The sequence below is a fragment of the Rhodanobacter thiooxydans LCS2 genome (genome assembly GCF_000264375.1).
Taxonomy (GTDB): Bacteria; Pseudomonadota; Gammaproteobacteria; order Xanthomonadales; family Rhodanobacteraceae; genus Rhodanobacter; species Rhodanobacter thiooxydans.
In genome coordinates this window covers 16,864-39,393 of sequence record NZ_AJXW01000007.1, presented here as the reverse complement: position 1 = coordinate 39,393, position 22,530 = coordinate 16,864, and the positions used below count along the sequence as shown (strand labels likewise).

The window sequence follows — 22,530 nt, the reverse complement described above, 5'->3', positions numbered from 1 at the left end:
TTCTTCACAAGCTCTGAGCCGCCAACGAAAGAAGCCGCCCGGAGGCGGCTTCCTTGCGAACACCAGCAACGGCATGGTCAGTTCGTGAGCGTGCTGGCGGCCGCCTCTGCCTGCTCGCGCAGGTCCAGCCGGTGGGCCAGACGGTCGATGTTGGTCAGCGACAGCAGGTGTGCATAGATCCAGCCCAGCATGCCTTCGCGCAGGAACTCCTGGGCGGTCTTCTCGTCCAGCTCGCGCAGCTTGGCCTCGTTGACCACGAACATGCCGTTGAGGTTGATCGACTTGCCCTGCCCGCCGTCCTTGCCTTCCTTCTGCAGCTGCACGGTGCGCGGCTCCAGCAGGTCATGCTTGTTCAGCTGTTCCATGAACCACTTGGTGCGCGCCACGTTCTGCTGGAAGTCACCGAGGAAACCCACGGCATTGGCCAGCAGTTCGCTGTCGGTGCCGTCTTCCTTGAACAGGCGCTGGCCTTCGCTGGTGTTGAAGCCCTCGTAGCGTTCATCGAGGAACACGGTGAAGTCGTCGCCTTCCTGCCCGGCCGGCTTCTCGGCCAGCACGAACGGGTAGCGGCGCACGAAGGCGGGAACGTAGGTATCCGGCGCCCACTGGCCGTTCGCGTCGACGTACAGGTTTTCGTTCTGGCGCAGGCCGAGCAGGGCCACCGGGCCGGCGTCGGCGACGCTGGTGCCGGCGAACACGATCAGCAGGTCGCGCGCGGCGATGCCGAACTCCACGCCGGTCAACGGCACGGAATGCGCACTCATGGCGAACTTCACGTTCGGCACGGCCTTCATGCGCAGGTCCTTGTGCTCGACGCGATTGAGCGGTACCGGTTGCTCGTAGAAAAGAACTTCAGCCACGTTGTCCACCTCTGCCCACGCCGTGCCGGGTCACCACCAAGCGCCCCTACCAAACCCGGCGTCAGGTCTGTGTTGACTGGCGATCATATCAGCGCCCGCCGACCACGGCGACTGCCCCGCGCGTGGCGCCGTTGCACCATTTGCATGCGAATTGCAATGGAATTGTTCTATGCTGATCCCGGACCACCATTCCCGCATTGCCGAAACGCTCTTTCGACGCCCTGGCTGAAGGACGATTTACATGCTGATGGAAGTGCCAAGTCGGGCCGACCTCCATGCGACCCGCGTATTGTCACTGGACGCCGCCGGCCGCATCCTCGACTGGATCAGCTGGCAGGAGGCGGTTTGCCTGTATGTCCGTGACGCGGTCGCCTGGACCCTGGGCGACCCCTGCCTCACCGTGCATGGCGGCCACAACCGTCTACTCGGCGCGCAGAGCCTGCTGCGCCTGCACCCCATCATCGCCAGCACCGGCCACTGCCGGGAGCATGCGATCGACCCGGCGCCAGCGCTGACCAACACCGCCCTGTTCGCGCGCGACCGCCACATCTGCCTGTACTGCGGCGACCATTTCACCCGCGCCGAGCTGACCCGCGACCACGTGTTGCCGATCTCCAAGCGCGGCAAGGACGAATGGGAAAACGTGGTCAGCGCGTGCCTCGCGTGCAACCTGAAGAAGAGCAATCGCACCCCGCAGGAGGCCAACATGCCGCTGCTGGCGGTACCGTACCGGCCGAGCTGGGTCGAGCACCTGATCCTGTCCAACCGCAACATCCTGGCCGACCAGATGGAGTTCCTGGTCAGCCGGCTGCCGCGCGACCGCCGGCCGCTGGTGGAAGCCGCCTAGGCACACGCGCCGACGCGCGCGCCGCGGTTTTCCCGCGGCTTTCGATTGATCTCGTCGCCCCCCGGGCATGGGCGCGGAGCACGCGACGGCCGCTGCATGCCGGATTTACGGGCCTTCGGCCGCCATGGACAGGCCTTCTTCATGGTTTCGCCCTTGCCCCGACCCGCCGCTGGACCAACAATACGCGGATGAACGACCTTTCCCACTATCCCCACCTGGCGCCGATCGGGACGCCGGCCGACCTGCGCCGCGTGAGCGACGAGGAGCTGCCCGCCGTCGCCGACGAGCTGCGCCAGTACCTGATCGAGGCGGTGGCCAGCTCCGGCGGCCACTTCGGCGCCGGTCTGGGCGTGGTCGAACTCACCGTGGCGCTGCACCACGAATTCGACACCCCGCACGACCGCCTGGTGTGGGACGTCGGCCACCAGTGCTACCCGCACAAGATCCTCACCGGGCGCCGCGACCGCATCACCACGATCAAGAAGAAGGACGGCCTGGCGCCGTTCCCGCGCCGCGAGGAAAGTGAGTACGACACCTTCGGCGTCGGCCATTCGTCCACCTCGATCTCGGCCGCGCTCGGCATGGCGATCGCCGCGCAGCGCAAGGGCGACCACCGCAAGGTGGTGGCGGTGATCGGCGATGGCGCGATGACCGCCGGCATGGCTTTCGAGGCGCTCAACCACGGCGGCGACGTCGAGCCGGACATGCTGGTGGTGTTCAACGACAACGGCATGTCGATCAGCGAGAACGTCGGTGCGCTGACCAAGATGATGGCGCGCGCGATGGCCAGCCGGCGGCTCAATGCGGTGCGCGAGCGGGCCAAGCGGGCGATCCCGAAGCAGTCCTTCGCCGGCCGCTGGTTCAAGCGTTGGGAAGAACACACCAAGGGCATGTTCGTGCCCTCCACGCTGTTCGAGGAGCTGGGCTTCCACTACACCGGCCCGATCGACGGCCACAACATCCCGCAACTGCTGCAGGCGCTGCGCACGGTGAAGAACCTGCCCGGCCCGCAGCTGCTGCACGTGATCACCACCAAGGGCAAAGGCTATGCCCCGGCCGAGCAGGCGCAGATCGAATACCACGCGGTCGGTCCGTTCGACCCCGAAGCCGGCGTGGTCAAGAAACCCGCACCGGCCAGGCCCACCTACACCGACATCTTCAGCGACTGGCTATGCGACCAGGCTGCCGCCGACGAGCGCCTGCTCGGCATCACCCCGGCGATGCGCGAGGGCTCCGGCCTGGTGCAATTCTCGAAGGAATACCCCGAGCGCTACTTCGACGTGGCGATCGCCGAGCAGCACGCCGTGACGCTGGCCGCCGGCATGGCCTGCGAAGGGGCCAAACCCGTGGTGGCGATCTACTCCACCTTCCTGCAGCGCGCCTACGACCAGGCGATCCACGACGTGGCGCTGCAGAATCTCGACGTCACTTTCGCCATCGACCGCGCCGGCGTGGTCGGCCCGGACGGCGCCACCCATTCGGGCAGCTTCGACCTGACCTACCTGCGCTGCCTGCCGAACATGGTCATCATGGCGCCGGCCGACGAGAACGAGTGCCGCATGATGCTGAGCACCGGTTTCCACCACCACGGCCCCGCCGCCATCCGCTACCCGCGCGGCACCGGCCCCGGCGCCGCGATCCACCAGCAACTCGACACACTGCCGATCGGCAAGGCCGAGCTGCGCCGGCGCGGCCGCGGCCTGGCCCTGCTCAGCTTCGGCGCCATGCTGGCGCCGGCCGCCGCGATCGCCGCCGAGCTCGGCGCCACCCTGGTCAACATGCGCTTCGTGAAGCCGCTGGACGAAGCCCTGATCGTGGAACTGGCGAAGACCCACGACGGCTTCGTCACGCTGGAAGACAACGCGATCGCCGGCGGCGCCGGCTCCGCCGTGGCCGAATGCCTGACCGCGCACGGCATCGTGCTGCCGATGCTGCACCTGGGCCTGCCGGATGCCTACCTCGAGCACGGCAGCCGCGAGGAAGTGCTGAGCATGGCCGGCCTCGATCTGCCGGGCATCCGCCACGCCATCCGTGCACGTTTCCCGCAGGCGGGGGTGCTGAGCCAGGTCAGCGCCTGACCCGTCACCGGGCCGGCGGGCACACCGGCTGCCCGCGCGACCACGCCCCCGCGACGCGACGCGGCGGAGGCAAAGGCGGGATGGCGGCAGCGCCATCGACCTGCATCCTTTCCGTGAACAGCGGCGGAGCATCTGCCAACGCTGCCGGGTCACCTTGCCGCCCTGGCACGAGAATCACGTGGGCAGGAAGTGTCGGCGGTGTCGATGGGCGGGATGCTCGACCCGTGGCAGCAACTGGAACACTGGGCCGACCGCCACACCACCGGCATCTGCGGCGAGGCAAGGCTGCTCTCGGCTCGCGCTGACAGCGTGCGGCAAGCCATCAGGCTTTCCGAGGGCCTGGCGGTCTACTGGATCCCCGCGACTACTGGGCATGGCTGGCATCGACTTCAATCAACCCGCTGAAGTAGTGCCGCTACCCAAAGGCACCAAGGTCGTGCAGTGGCAGATGCCAGGCGCACCTCAAGGCAACTGTTACGCATTCCCCGGAACAGCATCGCAACAGCTTGGCATTTCACCCATCGCACTGAATCCCGCTAACGGGACGCTTGTTGACAAGATAGCTACGACGCACCTCGCTAACAGCGCGGTCGAAGTTTTGAAGTCCACGGCCGCGGCAGTCAACGATACGTGGTCCATCCCGGGCGGCCAGTCGCTACGCAGGGCAACGGTACCCAAATGATGAGTGCGTGCGGTAGCGCTTTCGACGCTATGGGGTCGACCCATGATCGACCGGGACGAGGCAGTATGTTCAGTCAGGAAGGCACTGACACTACTCACTGCACGTATGCCGGAAAACCAGGGCTACGGTGTCTATATCCACGGCAACGAGCAGCTCACCCGCATGCTGGTGGAACTGGGTCATCCCTACCTGCCAGCCGCACCGGAACGTGAGTGGGTTGATATAGGCTTCATGGCAGCAAAGGAACTCGATGCCATGGATCCCGAGTTTGCCAATGCGCTCACGGATGCCGACCAAGATTTCAAGCATGCCCGCTGCGAAGTATGCCGGCCGTGGCCAGGTGCCCTGAAAACGGAAACTTGCAAAAACAGGTGCCCAAATGGGCTCCTTCTGACGACGGGGCCAGTCATCAGCACCGTCCGCCACTCACCCGATCGCGCGACTCCAGATCCTGCGCCGTGAATACCTCGGCGTAGCCAGCCTCGGCGAGCAGCACGCGGGCCGCCAGGCCCTGGTTCCAGCCGTGCTCGAACAGCAGCCAGGCATCGGGATGCAGATGGGTGCGGGCGTTGCGCACGATGCGGCGAATGGCGTCGAGGCCGTCTGGGCCAGAGGCGAGCGCTGCGGGCGGCTCGAAGCGCAGGTCGCCTTGCGCCAGGTGCGGGTCGGCGGCCTCGATGTAGGGGGGGTTGGAGACGATCAGGTCGAAGTGCTGGCCGGCCAGCGGGGCCAGCCAGTCGCCGTGCACGAAGGCCACGTTGCCGAGGCCAAGGCGCTGCGCATTGCGCTGGGCGACAGCGAGTGCGGCGGCGCTGGCGTCGGTGGCGACCACCCGGGCGCGTGGTCGCTCGCGCGCGATGGCCAGCGCGACCGCACCGCTGCCGGTGCCGAGGTCGGCCACGTTGCAGGCGGCGACCGACGGCAGGCGCTGCAGCGCCAATTCGACCAGCAGCTCGGTTTCCGGACGCGGGATCAGCGTAGCGGGCGTCACTTCCAGCTCTAGCGACCAGAAGCCGCGCCGGCCGGTGATATAGGCCACCGGCTCGCCCGCGGCGCGGCGTTCGACCAGGGCGGCATAAGCCGTCTGGACGTCCATATCCGGCACGTCGTCGGCATGCGCGAACAGCCAGCTGCGTGGCTGCTGCAGCACGTGCAGCAGCAGCGCTTCGGCGTCGGCGCGCTCGCCGAGGCGCGCCACGGCGGCGGCCAGCATGGCGCGCAGGTCAGGCATGCGGTGGCTCCGTCGTCGGGCGCGGCAGCTGCGGCGGCGGCGCGCCTGGCTTGGGCGCGCGCTTGCGCCAGTAGCCGCCGTGCGTCCACGCCTCGAACGCCCAGCGCAGCCAGTCGATCAGCGACCAGGCCAGCCACAGCGCCCAGGCCAGCATGGCCAGCTTGTACACCCACAGCGGGACGCTGAACACGCCGGCAACCGGTAGCGTGCCGGCGCTCTGGTCAGCGAACCAGCGCAGGTTCCACGCACTGGAAGCGTTGCCGGCCACGTGCATGTCCGGCAGCCCGAGCAGACCCTTCGGCACCGCACCGACCAGCACCACCAGCGCCAGCAGGGTGAGCAGCGCGAGGCCCAGCTGCATCAGGTTGAACGCGGTATCGCCCGGTCGTTCCGACGGCGTGCCGCGTGCGCGCAGGCCGAGCAGGATCAGCCACACCACCACCAGCGCATAGGCGCTCCAGGCGAACGCGGAGAAACCCAGCCCGAGCAGCAGCCAGTGGCGGAAACGCAGCGGCGTCGGCGCGTAGCGCGCCAGCAGCCAGGCGGCCAGCAGCAACACCGCCAGTTGCGACCAGTACAGCACCGCCGGCCCGCTGGCCGGCCCCCACGTCCACAACACCCAGCGGTCCTGCGGCAGCTGCAACGCAAGGTCGATGTTCGCCACCGGTGCATGCAGCGCGAACGATGGCGTGCGTGTGCGCGCGGCGACGCCGTACGGCTCGCGCAGGCGCAGCGCGTAGCCGTGTTCGCCAGGCAGCAGCGGCAGGCTGAGCTTGCCGTCGCGCAGCGCCAGATTGACCGGCTCGCCATCACGCTGCGCATCGAGCAATTCGGCACCGGCCGGCAGGCCGATCGCGTGCTCGCCGCCGCGGGTGCTGCGTGCACGCAGGTCCAGCGAGGTTTCGATGGCGCGCTCGCCGGCGCGGCTGGTGATCTGCACGCCGTCGAACGCCAGGCTGTCGCCGGTGATCGCCGCCGGCTGACTGAAGGCCAGCTGCAACTTTTCGCCGGGCAGCGGCTGGTACAGCAGCCCGTCGTCGCTGGCGCTGGTCGGCACGCCCTTCGCCTCCACGTGCCACATCGGCGCGGCATGGATTTCCCATACCTCCGCGCGCTCGCCCAGCGCCGGCGCCTTGAGCGCCAGGGTCGTCGCATGATCGAGCCGGCTGCTCCAGCTCGCCTCGCTGCTGTTCGCGTTGAAGGTGATACCGATGCGGCCGTCCTTCACCAGCACGCCATCGCCCAGCGGATGCTCGCCAGGCAGCAGCGGCAGCGCGACGCTGAAGCCGCCGTCCTGCGGGGCGATCCGCTCGACCGTGCTCTCGACGGTCCAGTCCACGCCCAGCTGCAGGCGGCGGGTCAGCCGCACGTACGGCGGGAAACTCTGCGCGGGCGGCAGCTGCTTGCCGTCGCTGGCCGTGCGCAGGCGCTGCAAGGCGATGCTGTCGCCCAGCAGCCGGCCGTCATCGACCCCGGCCAGCGACCAGCCCTGGCCGCTGAACGCGATGCGCTGCGGGCGCAGCGCGAAGCGCAGGCTGGCGCTGTCGGCCATGCCGATGCGGTAGCGCAGGCTGATCCGGTGCACGCCGCGTTCCAGCCGCAGCAGCAGCTGGTCGCTGCGGCGGCCCAGCGGCGCGTTGGCATGCCCGTCCACGCCGACGTCGAGCAGCTGCAGCGCGTCGTCGGCCTGTGGCAGTGGCACCGCGACCGCCGTGCCGATGTGCGCTTCCAGCTCCACGGCCAGCGTATCGCCGCTCCCCTGCAGTTGTGCCTGCGCCACGGCAGCGCAGGCAGGTGCGCACTTCGGCGCCTCGGTGAGTCGATTGCGCAGCTGGATCAGCAGATCCGGGCTGGGCAGGTTCTGCGCGCGCGCCCCGGCAGGCAGCAGTGCGATGGCCAGCAAGGCGGCGCTCGCCGCACCGCCACCGCGCCAGTCGCGCCAGCGACCGCGCAGCGGCGTCAGCAGCAACGGCACCAGTTTCGCCAGCAGCAGCGCCAGCAGCCCCACCATGAGCACCCGCAGCAGCCGCACCAGCCAGGTCGGCGCGACCACCAGATGCGTACTCTGCTGTGCGGTCACCGGGCCGGACCAGCCGAGCCGATAATTGTTGCCCTGGTCCCAGTGCGGCGTGCCGGCGCCGGCCTGGGTCACGCTGCGGCTGTCGACCACATCGCTGGGATGTTTCAGCGACGACAGGCTCGCACCCGTCACGGTCACCGCCTCCAGGGTCGCCTTCGATTCAGCGCGCGATACCTCCGCGGCTGCGCGTATCACCGCGTCGTCTGCCGCCGGCGCAGCGGGTGCGGGCGACGGCGCCATCTGGACAACGGCCCTCGGGGGGGCACCGGTCGCCATCTCCTCCTGCGCGGCCTGCGGGGCAAAACCCGCCGAGACGACGCGGACCTGATTGCTGCCTTCCAGCTGCGGATGCAGCGCGTACCGCAACTGCGCCGCAGCGAACGGCAGGGTCCACAGCACCGCCAGCGCGAAGGTGGCCAGCGCACCGGCGCGCGCGGCCATGCGCAACCGTCCTTCCGGCAGGGCGCGCAGCAGCAGGGCCAGCGCCAGCGTCACCGCCAGCGTCCACAGCGGCGCGGTGGCCTCATGCTGCGCCAGCACGAGATAGCCGGCGGCCGGCAGCGCCCACCGCCAGCTGAGCAGGCGACCGGCCAGCAGCGCAATCAGCGCCACCACGAACAGGTCGAGCAGGCTCCACCGCGCTACCCACGAATCGGGTGAGCGGTCCACCCCGGTCGCCCCGAGCAGGCGGTAGCCGCGCGGCAGATGCAAGATGGCGTCGATGCTTTCCAGCGGCAGCTGCCAGCCGGCGCTGGGGATCGCACCGCGGCGCGTGGGCAGGCGCAGGCCGGCGTCGAGGTCGATCCGCTGCTCGCGCAGTTCGACGCCGCTGCGACCGCCCTCGCCCTGGCTGACCAGCAGCGGCTCGCCGCCCTGGCTGGCCCGCTGCAATTGCCAGGGCGCCGCCACGTCGAGACGCTGGCGATGACCCAGCTCGCCGCTGAGCCGGTCGGCCACGCTGAGACCGGTGCCATCGAAATCCAGCCACAGTTGGCGTTGCAGGTGCAGCTGCTCGCCCTTGCCTCCCTCGTCGCCGCGCGCACCCTGCTCGATCGCCAGGCCAGCGCCGTCGTCCAGCACGAACGCCGGCAGCTCGCGCCATTCGCCCGGCACCCCGGCCTGCGCCGCGTCGGTGGCGCGGCCTTCCACGCGGGTGTTGCGCAACGCGGGATCGTCGGCGTAGCTCCAGATCTCCTGCCGCGGCCATGGCGCGGCCGGCAGCCCCAGCGCCACCTTCGCCAGCGGCGCGAGGCTGCGCGCCTCCAGCGTGACCGTCCACTGGCCCGGCCGCAGCTGCACGCGCAGCCGGCCGTCGTTGTCCAGCCGCGCGGGCAGCTCGCCGGCCAGGGCGGTGGCCATGAAACCCTCCGGCAACACCGGCCCGAAAGCCTGCTCGCGCGCACTGCCGGCAACGTTGAACTGCAACCGCGTTTCCAGCGTGGCGGGCAAGCCATCGGCGAGGCGGCGGTACACACGCAGCGACAGTGCGTCGGCGGCACGCTGCGCGGCGGCAGCCTCGCCCAGCGTGAGTTGTTCGCCGTTGCGCTCGATGCGCGTCACCGCCGCGCCATCGACGCTCAGCGCCACCAGCCCGATCGCAGCGGGCACGCGCAGGCGCGCCGGTCGCGATGCCCACGGCAGCGTGCCGCGCAACTGGTAGTCGCCGGGCGCCAGCCACACCATCGGCTGATCATCTCGCTGCAGCACGGTGGCCGGTTGGCTGTTCGCGCTGACCTGCTGCGGCCAGCTCCGCGTGTCGCCGGGCAGCGCCACCCAGCTCGGCGCGTCCACGTGCACGTTCAATGCGAAGCGGCCACCGTCCCGATCCGCCGCCAGCAGCAGCCGACCGGGCCAGGCGCATTGGCGGTTGCCGCCGGCGTCCGGCGCCTGGCTGGCAAGCCATGGGCAATCGTGCTGCGGCACGTCGTGCAGCACCCAGCCCTGCCAGTCGCGCAGCACCGACGGCACCTCCTGTGCCGGCAGCGGCGCCGCCAGCAGCCACCACAGGCCCAGCATTCCGAGTGTTCGAGCGAGCATGCGTTTCTCCCCTGGTGCCGTGTGGCCGGCACAGTGTAAGTGGAACCTCGCGGACGCACAGCCGGACCGCGTCCGGCAACGGCCCATCGCCGGTGCGCGCCATCACCGGTTCAACGCCGCAGGGAGTGCAACGGGGTTGCCGGGTCGCGCCATACAGCGGATGCACCCTGCGCGGTGACCCACATGCATCCCACCATCCCGCGACGGCGGCGATCGACAAAGTGATGCACCCGGCCTGCGGCATTGAACCGGCCGTTCGATGGCAGCCGCCACGGGAAGCGGGTACGGCGCGTAGCGGCGGTCAGGTACGCAGCCGGAACACCGGATACTGCAACCCGCGCGGCGTGGTTCGCGCCGACTGCAGGCCGAGCTGGATGGGCTCGCCTTCCCGGGACAACGGCCGACGCCCCTGTCCGGCCGCCGTTTCGTCGTCGAACAGCGAAAGGTCCTGGTACAGATCCTCGCGGAAGTACCGGTCGGGCGCCTCGACAACGCCATCGAGGGAGATGAACAGTTGGGAGGCCAATTTGCGCACGGTCCATTCCTCACTGTTCAGACCGGGCTGGCCCGGAGCCGACGAACGGAGCCTCGCGGATTCGACACCACCGCGCGGTTCCTTCCGCGGCGACCCGCGCCTCCGCTCAGCCGTGCCCGAAGAACGCCGCGAAGGCTGCAACCGTGCGCTCGATGCCGTCGTCGTCGATGTCCAGGTGGGTCACCAGGCGCAGCGTGGGCAGGTAGCCGATACTGATGCGGATGCGCGCCTCGCGCAGATGGACGTCCAATTCGCGCAGGCGGCCGGCGGGCACATCGACGAACACCATGTTGGTGTACTGGCCGAGCAGGTCGACGCCGGCGATCTCGCGCAGGCGGCCGGCGAGGTAGGCGGCGCGGCGGTGGTCGTCGGCCAGCCGCGCCACGTGGTGATCCAGCGCGTACTGGCCCGCAGCGGCGAGCATGCCGGCCTGGCGCCAGCCGCCGCCGGTGACCTTGCGCCAGCGGCGCGCCTTGTCGATCAGCGCGTGTGAACCGAGCAGCACCGAACCGACCGGTGCGCCGAGACCCTTGGACAGGCATATCGACACCGTGTCGAAGTGCCGCGCGATCTCGCGCGCAGGCACGCCGCCCGCCACCGCGGCGTTGAACAGCCGCGCGCCGTCCAGGTGCAGGCCAAGTCCATGCGCGCGTGCCGTGTCGTGGGCCGCCTGCAGGTAGTCCAGCGGCAGCACGCGACCATGCCAGGTGTTCTCCAGCGCCAGCACGCGGGTACGCGCGAAGTGCGGGTCGACCGGCTTGATCGCCGCCTCGATGCGCTCCAGCGGCAGGCTGCCGTCGGCCGCCTGCACGATCGGCTGCGGCTGGATCGAGCCGAGCACCGCCGCGCCGCCGCCCTCGAACTTGTAGGTGTGCGCATCCGCGCCGACCAGGTATTCGTCGCCGCGCTCGCAGTGGCTCATCAGCGCCAGCAGGTTGGACTGGGTGCCGCTGGGCACGAACAGGCCGGCGTCGAAGCCGAGCTCGTCGGCGAGGTGCTGCTGCAGCGCGTTGACGGTGGGGTCCTCGCCGTAGACGTCGTCGCCGACATCGGCCATCAGCATCGCTTCGCGCATGGCGGCGGTGGGGCGCGTTACCGTATCGCTGCGCAGATCAACCCATTCCACGGTGCACTCCTCGTTTCCGGCCAGGGCAGCCAGCTTGGCCGCAACGGGCGCGACGGACAAGCCCGGCTGTTTTCAGACGCGGCGGCGGAAGTACAACCAGGCGGCGGCCACCAGGATCAGCGCCGGCAGCAGGTTCGCCACCAGCGGCGGCATGCCGTACACGGTGCCGAAGTTGACCATCGCCTGCTGCAGGAAGTACCAGCCGAGCGCGAGCAGGATGCCAATGAACATGCGCTTGCCCAGCCCGCCGGAGCGCAGCGAACCGAACGCGAACGGCATCGCGCACAGCACCAGCACCAGCACGTTGAGCGGATACAGTGCGCGCCCCCAGAACGCCACCGCGTAGACGCCGGGGCTCTGGCCGTTGCCTTCGAGGTAGTCCATGTTGCGGCGCAGGTCGCGCATGGAGAGGTATTGCGGCTGGATCACCGACTGCGCCAGCACCTGCGGATCGAGGCTGGACTGCCACGGCAGCGCGGCCGCCGTGCTGGCATGGGTACCCTGCGCGTCCAGCGTGGTGACGCGCGCGTCGTGCAGCACCCATTGCTTGCCGTTGTGCTCGGCGGTCCTGCCCCACACGAAGCGGCTGAGCTTGCCGTCCGCACCGAAGGTGAACACGCGCACGTCGCTCAACTGCACCACGCCGACGCCGTCGCGCTGCTTCAGCGAGGTGCCGCGGGCGTTGATCACGTCGACGCCGTCGCGCGCCCACAGCCCGCTACTGGTGCCCATGCCGAGGCTGCCGGTCTTCGCGCGCAGCTGCATCGCCTGCGCCTGCTGGTCGCCCCACGGCGCCAGCGTCTCGCCCATGATCACCACGCCGACGATCAGCACCGCGACCACGCCTGCCGCCGAGCCGGCGATGCGCAGGCGCGACATGCCCGCCGCGCGCAAGGCGGTGAGTTCGCCGGTGCCGGCCAGCCCGCCCAGGCCGAGCAGGCCGCCGATCAGCGCGGCGTTGCCGAACATCTCGTAGGCGCGCCGCGGGAAGGTCACCAGCACATAGGCCACCGCATTGCTCAGCGTGTAGCCATGCTTGCCGACGTTGCCGAGCTGGCGCAGCAGCTGGGTCACCGCGTCGAAGCCGGTCAGCACCAGCCATACCATCAGCATCGAGCCGAGCACGCTCAGCGCCACCAGCCGGTCGACCCGCTTGATGTTGAACACCGTCATGCCGGCAGACCCGGCGACGACACGCGCAGCTTGCGCGGGGAATACTGCTTCCACAGCATCCACAGCGCCAGCGCCAGCACCAGCGCATGCAGCGCCCACAGCGGCGCCTCGCTGTGCCAGTGGCCCTTGCCGATCTGCGCACGGCCCAGCGCCAGCAGCGTGTAATACAGATAGAACGTGACCACCGCCAGCAGCAGGCGGCCGTATTTCGGTTCGCGCGGACTCTGCCGCGACAGCGGCAAGGCCAGCAGCAGCAGCACGAAGGTCAGCGGTGGCGCGTTGGCGCGCCAGGCGAATTCGGCACGGTCGGTCGGGTCGTCCGAGCGGAACAGCGTCCAGCTGCTCTTGGAGTGCGCCGGGTCATCGTCGTCGTTGGCCTGCACGCTGGACAGCGAGGTGTCGTTGCGCCGGTACTGCATCTGCCGCCAGTTGTTCGCACCCAGTGGGATGTCGTACTGCCAGCCGTCCTTGAACGCGATGAAGCGGCCGTCGCCGTTGCTCTCCTGGTACAGCTCGCCGCTGGCCGCGCTGACCACCTTGAGGTGTGGCGGGCCGTCCTTGCCCTCGCTCTGGGTTGCCACGAAAGTGCGCCCCAGCTTGCTGCCGTCGCGGCTCAGGCTGTCGACGAAGATGATGCCGCCCTTGCCCGGCAGTTCGGTGAAGCGCCCGGCGTCGAGCCCGGCCGCGATCACTGACCGGTTTGCCTCGGCCACCAGCGCGTCGCTGGTGCGCACCGCCCACGGCCCCAGTCCCAGAGAGACCAGCGCGGTGAGCGCCACCAGCAGCCCGCCGAGCATCAGTATCGGCCGCAGCAACCCGCGCGGCCCCATGCCCGACGAGGACAACACGTGCATCTCGCTCTCGCGGTACATCCGGCCCAGCCCGAGCAGCACGCCGACGAAGCTGGCCAGCGGCAGCATGTTGGTGAGGCCGTCGAGCGTGCGCAGGCCCAGCACCTGGAACATCACGCTGGCCGGGAAGCTGCCATTGGCCACCTGCTGCAGCACCTTGGCGAACGCGCTGCCGGCCACGATCACCAGCAGCACCACCACGGTGGCGGCCACGGTCTGCGCCAGCTCGCGCAGGAAGTAGCGGTCGAGGATGCTCAGCATGCGATAAACTTGTCCGCTTGAACGGTCCGGCCGATCGGCCGGCAAACCGCAAGTCTAGCCTGTCCGGCCACTGCCGGGCCCACGCAGGAACCTCCCCGATGACACTCCAGTTCAGCCTCGGCGCCGCCACCCCCGCCACCGTCGACAGCGCCTGCGTGCTGGTCGGCGTGTACGAACAGGGTGTGCTGACCAGCGCGGCTGCCCAGCTGGACAGCGCCGCCGCCGGCGCGATCAAGCGCCAGGTGGAGAGCGGCGACATCAGCGGCAAGGCCGGCAGCACCACGCTGCTGTTCGCGCCGGCCGGCGTCGCCGCGCAACGCGTGCTGGTGGTCGGCCTGGGCGCGCAGAAATCGTTCGACGCGGCGCGCTACCAGAAGGTGAACATCGAGGCGGCACGCGCGCTCGGCCGCCTGCCGGTGGCGAATGCGGTGTCCTTCCTCACCGAGGTGGACGTGCCCGGCCGCGACAGTGCCTGGCGCGTGCGCATCGCCGCGCTGGCCAGCGACCACGCCGCCTACCGCTACACCGCCACCTTCAAGCCGCGCGACAAGGGCAAGCAGACCGAACTGGCCGCACTCACCTTCGCCGCCGGCGCCGACGCGCAGGGCGGACTGGACCAGGCCGTGGCGATCGCCGAGGGCGTGCGCTTCGCGCGCGAGCTGGCCAACCTGCCGCCAAACATCTGCAACCCGGCGTACATCGCCACGCAGGCGCAGGCCTTCGCCGACGCGCAGGACAAGGTCAGCTGCAGCGTGCTCGACCACGTCGGGATGGAGAAGCTCGGCTTCGGCTCTCTGCTCGCGGTGGCGCGCGGCTCGGTCAACAAGCCGCGGCTGGTCGCACTCGAGTACAAGGGCGGCAACGACGGCGACAAGCCGTACGCGCTGGTCGGCAAGGGCGTCACCTTCGACTCGGGCGGCATCAGCCTGAAACCCGGCGCCGGCATGGAGGAGATGAAGTTCGACATGGGCGGCGCCGCCGGCGTGCTCGGTGCGTTCGTCGCCGCGGTGAAGATGGGGCTGAAGCTCAACCTGGTCTGCGTGGTGCCCAGCGTGGAGAACATGCCCGACGGCGACAGCTACCGCCCCAGCGACGTGCTGACCAGCCTGTCCGGCCTCACCATCGAAGTGCTCAACACCGACGCCGAAGGCCGCCTGATCCTGTGCGACGCGCTGACCTATACCGCGCAGACGTACCAGCCGCAGGCGCTGGTCGACGCCGCCACGCTCACCGGCGCCTGCGTGATCGCGCTGGGCAAGCACGCCAGCGGCCTGATGAGCAAGCACGACGACCTCGCCGCCGAACTGCTCGCCGCCGGCGAGGAAACCCTCGACCGTGCCTGGCGCCTGCCGCTGTGGGACGACTACCAGGCGCAGCTCGACTCCGGCTTCGCCGACGTCGCCAACATCGGCGGCAAGAGCGCCGGCGCGATCACCGCCGGCTGCTTCCTGTCGCGCTTCACCGACGGCCAGCGCTGGGCCCACCTGGACATCGCCGGCACCGCCTGGGAGGAAGGCCGCAAGGGCCTCGCCACCGGCCGTCCGGTGGCACTCCTGGCGCAGTGGCTGATGGACCGTTGCGCTTGAACCGGATGACCGCGTAGGTTGGGGTGAGCATGGCGAACCCCAACAAGACTCCCGCCTACCGCGACGTTGGGCATCGCTGCGCTCACCCCAACCTACGGAGCCGACCTGCATGCCCCGCGCCGACTTCTACCTGATCGACAAGCCGCGCTTCCGCGAGCAGCCGCTGCTGCTGGTCTGCGAGCTGGCGAAGAAGGCATTCGCCGGCGGGCAGCCGACGCTGATCCTGACTCGCGACTTTGCCCAGGCCGAAGCGCTGGACGAGCTGCTGTGGGCGTTCGACGACGACGCGATGATCCCGCACCAGCTGGCCGGCGATGACGACGACGAGCAGACCGCGGTGCTGATCGCGCCGCCGGGCGTGGACAGCGCCGACCGGCCGCTGCTGATCAACCTGCGCGAGAACTGCCCCGCCGGCCACTACCAGCGCGTGCTGGAAGTGGTAGCCGCCGACCCGGCCGAACGCGAGGGCTCGCGTACGCGCTGGCGCGAGTACCAGCGGCTGGGTTTCGAGCTGCACAAGTACGACATGTGAGCCGAAGCCTGTTCGAAGCTCCCGACGCGGGGCGTCGGTGGGCGCCCGTCCCGGCGCTCATGCTGGCATCATCGGGCCGTCCACCACCCGCGCCAGCGCGGCCACCAGTTGCTCGCCGCTGAGCGGCTTGCGCAGGAAGCCGTCCATGCCCGCCGCGCGCGCCTTCGCCTCGTCCTCGCTGCCCTGGCGCGCGGTCACCGCCACGATCGGCAGGCGCGGCCCGGCGTGCTCGCGCTGGCGGATCAGCCGCGCGACCTGGAAACCATCGACGCCCGGCAGGTCCAGGTCCAAGAGCACCGCGTCGAACTGCGCATGCGCCAGCTCGGCCAGCGCGGCCAGTCCGTTCACCACGTGCACCACCGCGTGGCCCTCGCGCTCCAGCAGGCCGCGGATCACCGCCGCCACGATGGTGTCATCCTCCACCAGCAGCAGCCGGTAGCTCCGCCCGCTCGGCCGCTCCACCGGTGCCGGCGCCACCGCCGGCGCGCTCAGCGGCAGCCGCACGCGGAATGTGCTGCCGTGGCCCAGCCGCGATTCCAGCTCGATGCTGCCGCCCATCATGTCCACCAGCTCGCGGCAGATCGCCAGCCCCAGCCCGCTGCCGGCGCGCCGCTGCGGGCTCTCGGCCTGTTCGAAGCGCTGGAACAAGCGCGCCTGGCTGGCCTCGGGAATGCCCGGCCCGGTGTCGCTCACGCTGAACTGCAACCCATCGGCCAGCGGCTGCGCGCTCAGTGTGACGCTACCGTGCTCGGTGAACTTCAACGCGTTGTTGGCCAGGTTCAGCAGGATCTGCTTGATCCGCACCGCGTCGCCAAGCAGTTGGGCCGGCAAGTCGTCGGCCAGCTCCAGCACGAAGCGGATGCCCTTGGCGTGCGCCAGGCCCTGCTCCAGCTGCGCCACGTCCTCCAGCAGTTGCCGCGGCTCGAACGGCACCGGCTCCAGCTCCAGTTTGCCGGCCTCGATCCGCGCCAGGTCCAGCGCGTCGTTGAGCAGCTTCAGCAGCATTCCGCCGGAGCGCTGCATGGCCTGCGTGTAGTCGTGCTGCTGGCGGTTCAGCGGTGTGCTCAAGAGCAGCTCGGCCATGCCCATCACGCCGGTCATCGGCGTGCGGATCTCGTGGCTCAGCGTGGCCAGGAACTGCGTCTTCGCCGCGCTCGCCGCCTCGGCCAGCTGCCGCTGCTGCTCGACCAGCTGCATGCGATGGCGCTGCGCCATGCGCCGGCGCCCGCTGCGCAGCACCAGACCCGCCAGCGCGGCCGCGAGCAGCACGTAGATCGCCCACGCCCACCAGCGCAGCCACGGCGGCGCCTCGACGTGGATGTGCAGCGGCGTGGCCAGCCCGACCCAGCGATCATCGGCACCGGCAGCCCGCACTTCCAGCGTGTAATCGCCCGCGGTAAGCCCCGCAAAATCCCGCTCGGCACGATTGCCCGCATCGACCCAGCCGCTATCGAACCCGTGCAACCGGAAGCGGTAGCGGTTGACCGCGGGGTTGATGAACGAAGCGAGCCGTACACCCACGCGCAGGTCACGATCGCGCCAGCCCAGTTGCACCACCTTGCTGTCGAGGGCGATGGCGCGTACTTCGCCGGCGCGTTGTACGTTGAGATACGCCAGCGACAACGCCGGCAACGAGCCGGCCTTCTCCGCCTGCAGCAACCGTTCGGGCTGGAATGCCACGACGCCGCCGCTGCTGGCGACAAACATCATTCCGCCGGGCGCCATGGCGGTCGCGGTGCCGTCGAAATTTGCATTCGACAGACCATGCGCCGGACCAAACGACTTGAAGCGGCGCGTGTGTTGATCGAACAGCCACAGGCCCGGATTGGCAAATACCCACAACCGGCCTTGTCGATCCACCCGCAAGTCGCGCAGATCGGACTTGAGCTCCTCGTGGCTGAAGTCGATGCTGTCATCCTGCACTGCACGTCCCTCGGCATACCGGTAGTGTTCGAGCGCCGAAGCACTGGTGGCCAGCCAGAAGCCCGTCGCATCGAAGGCGAAAGCAACGATCTCCTGCCGCGGTATGCCCGGCACGAAACGCAGCTTCCCGTCCTTGTCATCCTGCCGCAGCAAACCGCCCTCGCTCGCATACCAGAGACTGCCCGCATGGAAAGTGATCTGATCGGGACGCAGGATGCCGTCGCTGCCCTGCTCCATCGCCACCGGCGCAATGGCCAGGCTGTCGGGGTCGACGACGAATACACCTTCATTCCATGAGGCGACGTAGATCCGTCCAGCGTCACCGGCACAGAGCAGCACGGGCCGTGTCACCCGCGCATGGCCGAGATCGATCGAAGCGAGCTTGCCCCGGTCGAGCAGATGGAGCTGGGGCGGGCTGTCGATCCACAGGCGGCCACGCGAATCCTCTGCCAGCGACACGATCTGCCCCTGGATGCCCTGCACGACATGCTGTATCCGGCCGGTCACCGCATCCAGCTTGTCGATCCAGCCATCGTTGCCACCCAGCCACAACCTGCCATCGCGGCCCATGAGAATCGTCGACGCCGCAATACCGGTCAGGCTGTCGGCATCGTCCGGAATGTGGGTAAAGCGGGAGAACCCGCTCCATCCCGGCGGCAGGTAGGCGATGCTGGATTGATCAAAGGTGATCCACAGTCCACCTTCGCCATCGAGAGTCGTCTGCCACGTCTTGCTACCGGGCAGCCCACCCTGCAACAGCGGTTGAGCAGCGATCCGCTGCAGCTGTCCATCGAGATGATCCCCGTCGACAGGATTCGCGTCGACGGTGTCCAGAAAGACACCGTCGGCCGTGGCTATCCACAGCCGCCCTGATGCGTCGCGGGTGCTGCTCATGATCCGTTGCGATGACAGCTGCCGGCTCGCCAGCGGCCGCGCCACGCCATCGGCGCCGATGATCAGCAGACCGCCGGTCAGCGACACCCGGATCTCGCCGTGCCCGCCGTCGATGCGCCAGGTCTTGCCCAGGTCGCCGCGAAACGAGGGATCCACCGGCACCTTGTGCATCGTGCCGTCGGACTCGCGCAGGTACAGGCCACTTTCCGCACCGATCCACAGCCGACCGTCGGCCCCGGCAAACAGCGCCCGCGTCTGGCCGAACGAGGCGGAGCGTTTCCCACCGCCAACGTCCAGCGGCATGTGGTCGAACCCGCCTCCATCCGGTCGCAGGCGATCGAGGCCGCCCTCCGTGGCCACCCACAACGTGCCGTCGGCCGTCTGTGCCATGCCCCAGACTTCGTCGCTGGCCAGGCTGGCCGGCTGCTTGTCGTCGTGCGTCCACAACCGGAAGCGCTCGCTCTTCTGGTCATAGGCAGTCAGCCCGGTCGAAATGCCACCGGTCCAGACCCGGTTGTCGCGATCGATCAGAAGGGAATACGTGGGGTTGGCAGGCAAGGAGTTCGGGTCATCCGTCGCATGCCGAAACACCTTGAAACCGACCCCGTCGAAGCGCACCAGACCACCGGCCGAGCCAAACCACATCAGGCCGTTGCGATCCTGTGCCACGGCGTAGATCGCGCCGCTCGGCAAACCGTCCATCGTCCCGTAGCGGCGGAACTGCGGCGTCGGCAACGGAGCCGCCGCCGGTGTGCCCGCCACCACGGGTTCTGCCAGGGCAGCGGGCATGGACACGAACAACGCGCCCAGGACCACGCCCAGCAGCCAAGCGGACAACCTTGATCCGTTCCCCATCAGTCCCCCCGATCCGGCGCTGCGAGTCTGCGCCGGCCTCGGCCGAAGCCCCATTCCGGCACACGATAGTGCCAAAACCATGTCACGGGCGCGAACAGGCCTGCGCAAGGTCGGCGCCAGGAAGCTGGCTAGAATGCGCACATGTCCCGACGCCTGCGATTGCTGCTCACCGCGCTGGCCATGGCCGCGCTGCTGTGGCTGCTGTTCGCCGCCGCTGAACGCGCGCTGGCGCTCGCGCAGCGTTTCCTGGATTTGCCGACGTGGCTGCAGTGGATGCTGGGCGGCGTGCTGCTGATCTTCGCCGCGGCCGGCCTGAGCGTGCTGTGGTGGCTGCTGCGTCCACGTCGCAAGCGCCGGCCGCTGCCGGTGCCCGATCGCGGCAGCCTGGAGCAGCGCATCGGCCAGTTGCACGAACGCGGCGCCGACACCGGCGCGCTGGCGGCCGAACTCGGTGAGCTCGATCGCCGCCGCGCCAGCGCGCGCGTCTACGTCGCGCTGTTCGGCGAGATATCCACCGGCAAGTCCAGCCTGATCCGCGCGCTGGCACCGCACGCCCAGGTCACCAGTGACGCACGCGGCGGCACCACCCGCGCCGTCGGTCACTACGACGGCAGCCTGCCGGACGGCCGCACGCTGGTGTTGGCCGACGTGCCCGGCAGCCACGAAGTCGGTGGCGAGGCGCACGAAACGCTGGCACGTGAGGAAGCGCTGCGCGCGCACGCCGTGGTCTACCTCTGCGCCGGCGACCTCAACCGCAGCCAGGCCGACGAGTTGCGCTGGCTGGCCGACTTCGGCAAGCCGCTGCTGCTGGTGCTGAACAAGGCCGACCAGTGGAGCGACGCGGAACGCGGTCAGCTGCTGGATCGCCTGCGCCGGCACGCGCGCGGCGTCGCCAGTGTGGTGCTGGCGATCAGCGCCGGCGGCAGTGAGCGCTACCGGCGCCAGCTTGCCGACGGCAGCGCCGAATCGGTCGAGCGCCAGCGCAAGCCGGCGATCGAGCCGTTGCTGCAGGCACTCGAACGGCTCACCGCGCCCGGCGCCGCAGGCTTGGAGGACCTGCGCGAGAACGCCGTACTGGCCGGCCTGCACCAGCGTACCGGCACGCTGGAAGCGCAGACCCGCGCCGAGGAAGCCGAGCGCATCGTGCGCAAGTACGCCCGCCGCGCCATCGTCGGCGCGCTGGCCGCGGTGGCGCCGGGCAGCGACCTGGTGATCCAGGGCGTGCTCGCTACCGGCCTCACCCGCGCGCTCGCCGAGCTGTACGGCGTAAAAGTCAGCGAGGTGCAGATCGAGGATTTCGTGCAACAGGCCAAACTCACCCTGCGCACCGGCAGCTCGATCGTGCTGGCCGTCGCCGGCAACGCGCTGAAGGCGTTCCCCGGCCTCGGCACGCTGGGCGGTGGCGTGCTGCACGCCTTCGCCTACGCGCTGATCTTCGACTCCATGGGCCGCGCCCTTGCCGCCTCGCTGGCCGAGCGCCACATCCTCGACCAGCACGACGCCGGCGAACGCCTGAAGCAACTCCTCGCCGACACCGGCGGCACCCGCTTGCGCCAGTTGGCCACGCTGACCATGAACGCGGTGCGCGAGCACAACGACGGCAACTGATCAACTGCAAGCCAGGGACGGCCCATGCCCAGACCTCTTCCGCCAGAGATGGCCCACATCTTCCATGCCTACCAGATTGCCCTGGACACCGATCGGCTGCCTGTCTGGGTGATGATCCTCATCGGCGTCGCCACCATAGGCACGGGTATCGCTCTCGAACGAAGCCGTTACAGATGGAAGCGCAAGGTGATGGTCGGCTTTCGCAGTGGCGCCTTGATGGGGTTGCTTGCGTCATCGTTGACCGCCGGCCTGTTGGCGTTCGTGTCATACCGGACGCTGATGTGCGGTGCAGTGAAATGCATAGGGAGGCGCTGTCGCGGCTACAACTTCACCGATCTCCTCGGCCATAGGCACTACAGCTTTCAACATTTCGTCTCCATGACGTTCCAGCCGATCGCTTTCTGGATCAACTACGCCTATATCGCCCTGTTCACCGTAGTCGCACTCTACCTATTGTTCGGCTGCATCCGCTCCACAGCGCACTGGCGCGAGCTCGACTGATCCGCAGCAACCCTGTGGCGCGTTGGCGAATGCCAGCCACATTAACCATAAATGCAGAATGGGCGCCCCGAAAACTACGGTGTGCCCGCAAACGCCGCGCGCAACCAGTCATGCATCAGGCGGTAGCTGCGAGCCGCGGCACGTTCGTCGTAGCGGCAGCCGGGCGAGTTCTCGCCGGTCTCGGTGAAGCAGTGCACCGCGTGGCCGAGCACCACGAACTGCCAATCGGCCGGGCTCATGCGCATCTCGTCCATGAACTTGTCCGCGTCCGGCATGGTGCCCTTGTCGTCGGCGCCGTTCATGACCAGCACGCGCGCCTTGATATTTTTCGCCAGTGCCGGGTTGTCGGTATCCAAACCACCATGGAACGACACCACCGCGGCCACGTCGGCGCCGCTGCGCGCCAGGTCGAGCACCGCCGAGCCGCCGAAGCAGAAGCCGATCGCAGCCAACTTCGATGCGTCGAGCGGCGCGCTGGCGGCCTGCGCCTTCAGCTGATCCAACGCCAGATTGATCCGCTTGCGCATCAGCGTGCGGTCGCCGTACAGCGGCTTCACCGCCGCCTGCGCCTGGTCGGCATGGCCCGGCTGCGGGCGCACGTTGGCGCCGTACATGTCGGTGAGCAGGATCACGTACTCCTTGCCGGCGATCATCTCGGCCTTCTTTACGGCCGCGTCGTTGACGCCATACCAGTTCGGCACCATCACCAGGCCCGGCCGCTTTGCATTCGACGCGTCGTCGTAGACGAGAACGCTGTGGAAACCGGTGCCGTCCTGCGTCCATTCGACCGGGCGATGCACCATCTTCGCCTGGACGGCGAGGCTTGAACCGGCGAGCAACAGCAGACAGCAGAGTCGGGCGATGCGCATG

At 69.2% G+C, this 22,530-nt stretch carries 17 protein-coding genes; 8 read left to right on the top strand and 9 right to left on the bottom strand.

What is annotated here, in order from left to right; translation table 11 throughout:
- Positions 1 to 77: 77 nt before the first annotated feature.
- A complete protein-coding gene (locus UUA_RS02030) occupies positions 78 to 869 on the bottom strand; it encodes a SapC family protein (RefSeq protein WP_008433824.1) in 792 nt (263 codons plus the stop codon).
- Positions 870 to 1,101: 232 nt separating this feature from the next.
- Here UUA_RS02030 and UUA_RS02025 point away from each other — a divergent pair, with 232 nt between their 5' ends.
- The 4 genes from UUA_RS02025 (at position 1,102) to UUA_RS19595 (ending at position 4,929) form a co-directional block, all read left to right on the top strand.
- On the top strand, positions 1,102 to 1,707 hold the full coding sequence (locus UUA_RS02025) for an HNH endonuclease (protein ID WP_008433822.1): 606 nt from the start codon (positions 1,102 to 1,104) through the stop codon (positions 1,705 to 1,707).
- A 188-nt stretch (positions 1,708 to 1,895) separates the two neighbouring features.
- Positions 1,896 to 3,785, top strand: coding sequence for a 1-deoxy-D-xylulose-5-phosphate synthase (gene dxs / locus UUA_RS02020; protein WP_008433820.1), 1,890 nt, complete (start codon positions 1,896 to 1,898; stop codon positions 3,783 to 3,785).
- 373 nt (positions 3,786 to 4,158) lie between these two features.
- A complete protein-coding gene (locus UUA_RS18690) occupies positions 4,159 to 4,467 on the top strand; it encodes a polymorphic toxin type 46 domain-containing protein (RefSeq protein ID WP_081491490.1) in 309 nt (102 codons plus the stop codon).
- A gap of 42 nt (positions 4,468 to 4,509) precedes the next feature.
- Complete coding sequence (locus tag UUA_RS19595; protein ID WP_161940598.1) at positions 4,510 to 4,929, top strand: immunity protein Tsi6 family protein; 420 nt, start codon at positions 4,510 to 4,512, stop codon at positions 4,927 to 4,929.
- Here UUA_RS19595 and prmC read toward each other — a convergent pair.
- The 6 genes from prmC to lptF all read right to left on the bottom strand — a co-directional run bounded on the left by prmC (position 4,877) and on the right by lptF (position 13,761).
- Positions 4,877 to 5,698 (bottom strand): peptide chain release factor N(5)-glutamine methyltransferase, encoded by an 822-nt coding sequence (gene prmC, locus UUA_RS02005; protein WP_008433815.1) that lies wholly within the window; start codon positions 5,696 to 5,698, stop codon positions 4,877 to 4,879. The genes UUA_RS19595 and prmC overlap by 53 nt on opposite strands.
- On the bottom strand, positions 5,691 to 9,815 hold the full coding sequence (locus tag UUA_RS02000) for a hypothetical protein (RefSeq protein WP_039953413.1): 4,125 nt from the start codon (positions 9,813 to 9,815) through the stop codon (positions 5,691 to 5,693). Before UUA_RS02000 ends, prmC begins: the two co-directional genes overlap by 8 nt.
- A 301-nt stretch (positions 9,816 to 10,116) precedes the next feature.
- Positions 10,117 to 10,350 carry a hypothetical protein gene (locus tag UUA_RS01995; protein WP_008433811.1) on the bottom strand — a complete coding sequence of 78 codons (234 nt, stop codon included), beginning with the start codon at positions 10,348 to 10,350 and terminating at the stop codon, positions 10,117 to 10,119.
- 106 nt (positions 10,351 to 10,456) lie between these two features.
- Positions 10,457 to 11,476, bottom strand: coding sequence for a low-specificity L-threonine aldolase (ltaE, locus tag UUA_RS01990; protein ID WP_039953414.1), 1,020 nt, complete (start codon positions 11,474 to 11,476; stop codon positions 10,457 to 10,459).
- A 72-nt stretch (positions 11,477 to 11,548) separates the two neighbouring features.
- Positions 11,549 to 12,649 carry an LPS export ABC transporter permease LptG gene (lptG, locus tag UUA_RS01985; RefSeq protein WP_008433808.1) on the bottom strand — a complete coding sequence of 367 codons (1,101 nt, stop codon included), beginning with the start codon at positions 12,647 to 12,649 and terminating at the stop codon, positions 11,549 to 11,551.
- Complete coding sequence (lptF, locus tag UUA_RS01980; RefSeq protein ID WP_008433806.1) at positions 12,646 to 13,761, bottom strand: LPS export ABC transporter permease LptF; 1,116 nt, start codon at positions 13,759 to 13,761, stop codon at positions 12,646 to 12,648. Before lptF ends, lptG begins: the two co-directional genes overlap by 4 nt.
- A gap of 98 nt (positions 13,762 to 13,859) precedes the next feature.
- Here lptF and UUA_RS01975 point away from each other — a divergent pair, with 98 nt between their 5' ends.
- Entirely contained in the window at positions 13,860 to 15,347 is a 1,488-nt protein-coding gene (locus UUA_RS01975; protein WP_008433804.1) for a leucyl aminopeptidase, read from the top strand.
- A 109-nt stretch (positions 15,348 to 15,456) separates the two neighbouring features.
- A complete protein-coding gene (locus UUA_RS01970) occupies positions 15,457 to 15,879 on the top strand; it encodes a DNA polymerase III subunit chi (protein ID WP_008433802.1) in 423 nt (140 codons plus the stop codon).
- A 57-nt stretch (positions 15,880 to 15,936) separates the two neighbouring features.
- On the opposite strand, the gene UUA_RS01965 is transcribed toward UUA_RS01970, so the two are convergent.
- Entirely contained in the window at positions 15,937 to 19,533 is a 3,597-nt protein-coding gene (locus UUA_RS01965; protein WP_008433800.1) for a hybrid sensor histidine kinase/response regulator, read from the bottom strand.
- A gap of 159 nt (positions 19,534 to 19,692) precedes the next feature.
- Here UUA_RS01965 and UUA_RS01960 point away from each other — a divergent pair, with 159 nt between their 5' ends.
- On the top strand, positions 19,693 to 21,159 hold the full coding sequence (locus UUA_RS01960) for a GTPase (RefSeq protein ID WP_008433798.1): 1,467 nt from the start codon (positions 19,693 to 19,695) through the stop codon (positions 21,157 to 21,159).
- A 48-nt stretch (positions 21,160 to 21,207) separates the two neighbouring features.
- Positions 21,208 to 21,660: a hypothetical protein gene (locus tag UUA_RS01955; RefSeq protein WP_008433795.1), complete on the top strand. Its 453-nt coding sequence runs from the start codon at positions 21,208 to 21,210 to the stop codon at positions 21,658 to 21,660.
- Between the two features lie 74 nt (positions 21,661 to 21,734).
- On the opposite strand, the gene UUA_RS01950 is transcribed toward UUA_RS01955, so the two are convergent.
- Positions 21,735 to 22,529, bottom strand: a complete 795-nt coding sequence (locus tag UUA_RS01950) for a dienelactone hydrolase family protein (protein ID WP_008433794.1) — start codon at positions 22,527 to 22,529, stop codon at positions 21,735 to 21,737.
- Between the last annotated feature and the right edge of the window lies 1 nt (position 22,530).

Bases quoted from the DNA above. Each gene is read 5' to 3' on its own strand.
- UUA_RS02025 (WP_008433822.1), top strand. From the start codon at position 1,102: ATGCTGATGGAAGTGCCAAGTCGGGCCGACCTCCATGCGACCCGCGTA.
- dxs (WP_008433820.1), top strand. From the start codon at position 1,896: ATGAACGACCTTTCCCACTATCCCCACCTGGCGCCGATCGGGACGCCG.
- UUA_RS18690 (WP_081491490.1), top strand. From the start codon at position 4,159: ATGGCTGGCATCGACTTCAATCAACCCGCTGAAGTAGTGCCGCTACCC.
- UUA_RS19595 (WP_161940598.1), top strand. From the start codon at position 4,510: ATGATCGACCGGGACGAGGCAGTATGTTCAGTCAGGAAGGCACTGACA.
- prmC (WP_008433815.1), bottom strand. From the start codon at position 5,698: ATGCCTGACCTGCGCGCCATGCTGGCCGCCGCCGTGGCGCGCCTCGGC.
- UUA_RS02000 (WP_039953413.1), bottom strand. From the start codon at position 9,815: ATGCTCGCTCGAACACTCGGAATGCTGGGCCTGTGGTGGCTGCTGGCG.
- lptG (WP_008433808.1), bottom strand. From the start codon at position 12,649: ATGACGGTGTTCAACATCAAGCGGGTCGACCGGCTGGTGGCGCTGAGC.
- lptF (WP_008433806.1), bottom strand. From the start codon at position 13,761: ATGCTGAGCATCCTCGACCGCTACTTCCTGCGCGAGCTGGCGCAGACC.
- UUA_RS01975 (WP_008433804.1), top strand. From the start codon at position 13,860: ATGACACTCCAGTTCAGCCTCGGCGCCGCCACCCCCGCCACCGTCGAC.
- UUA_RS01970 (WP_008433802.1), top strand. From the start codon at position 15,457: ATGCCCCGCGCCGACTTCTACCTGATCGACAAGCCGCGCTTCCGCGAG.
- UUA_RS01960 (WP_008433798.1), top strand. From the start codon at position 19,693: ATGTCCCGACGCCTGCGATTGCTGCTCACCGCGCTGGCCATGGCCGCG.
- UUA_RS01955 (WP_008433795.1), top strand. From the start codon at position 21,208: ATGGCCCACATCTTCCATGCCTACCAGATTGCCCTGGACACCGATCGG.
- UUA_RS01950 (WP_008433794.1), bottom strand. From the start codon at position 22,529: ATGCGCATCGCCCGACTCTGCTGTCTGCTGTTGCTCGCCGGTTCAAGC.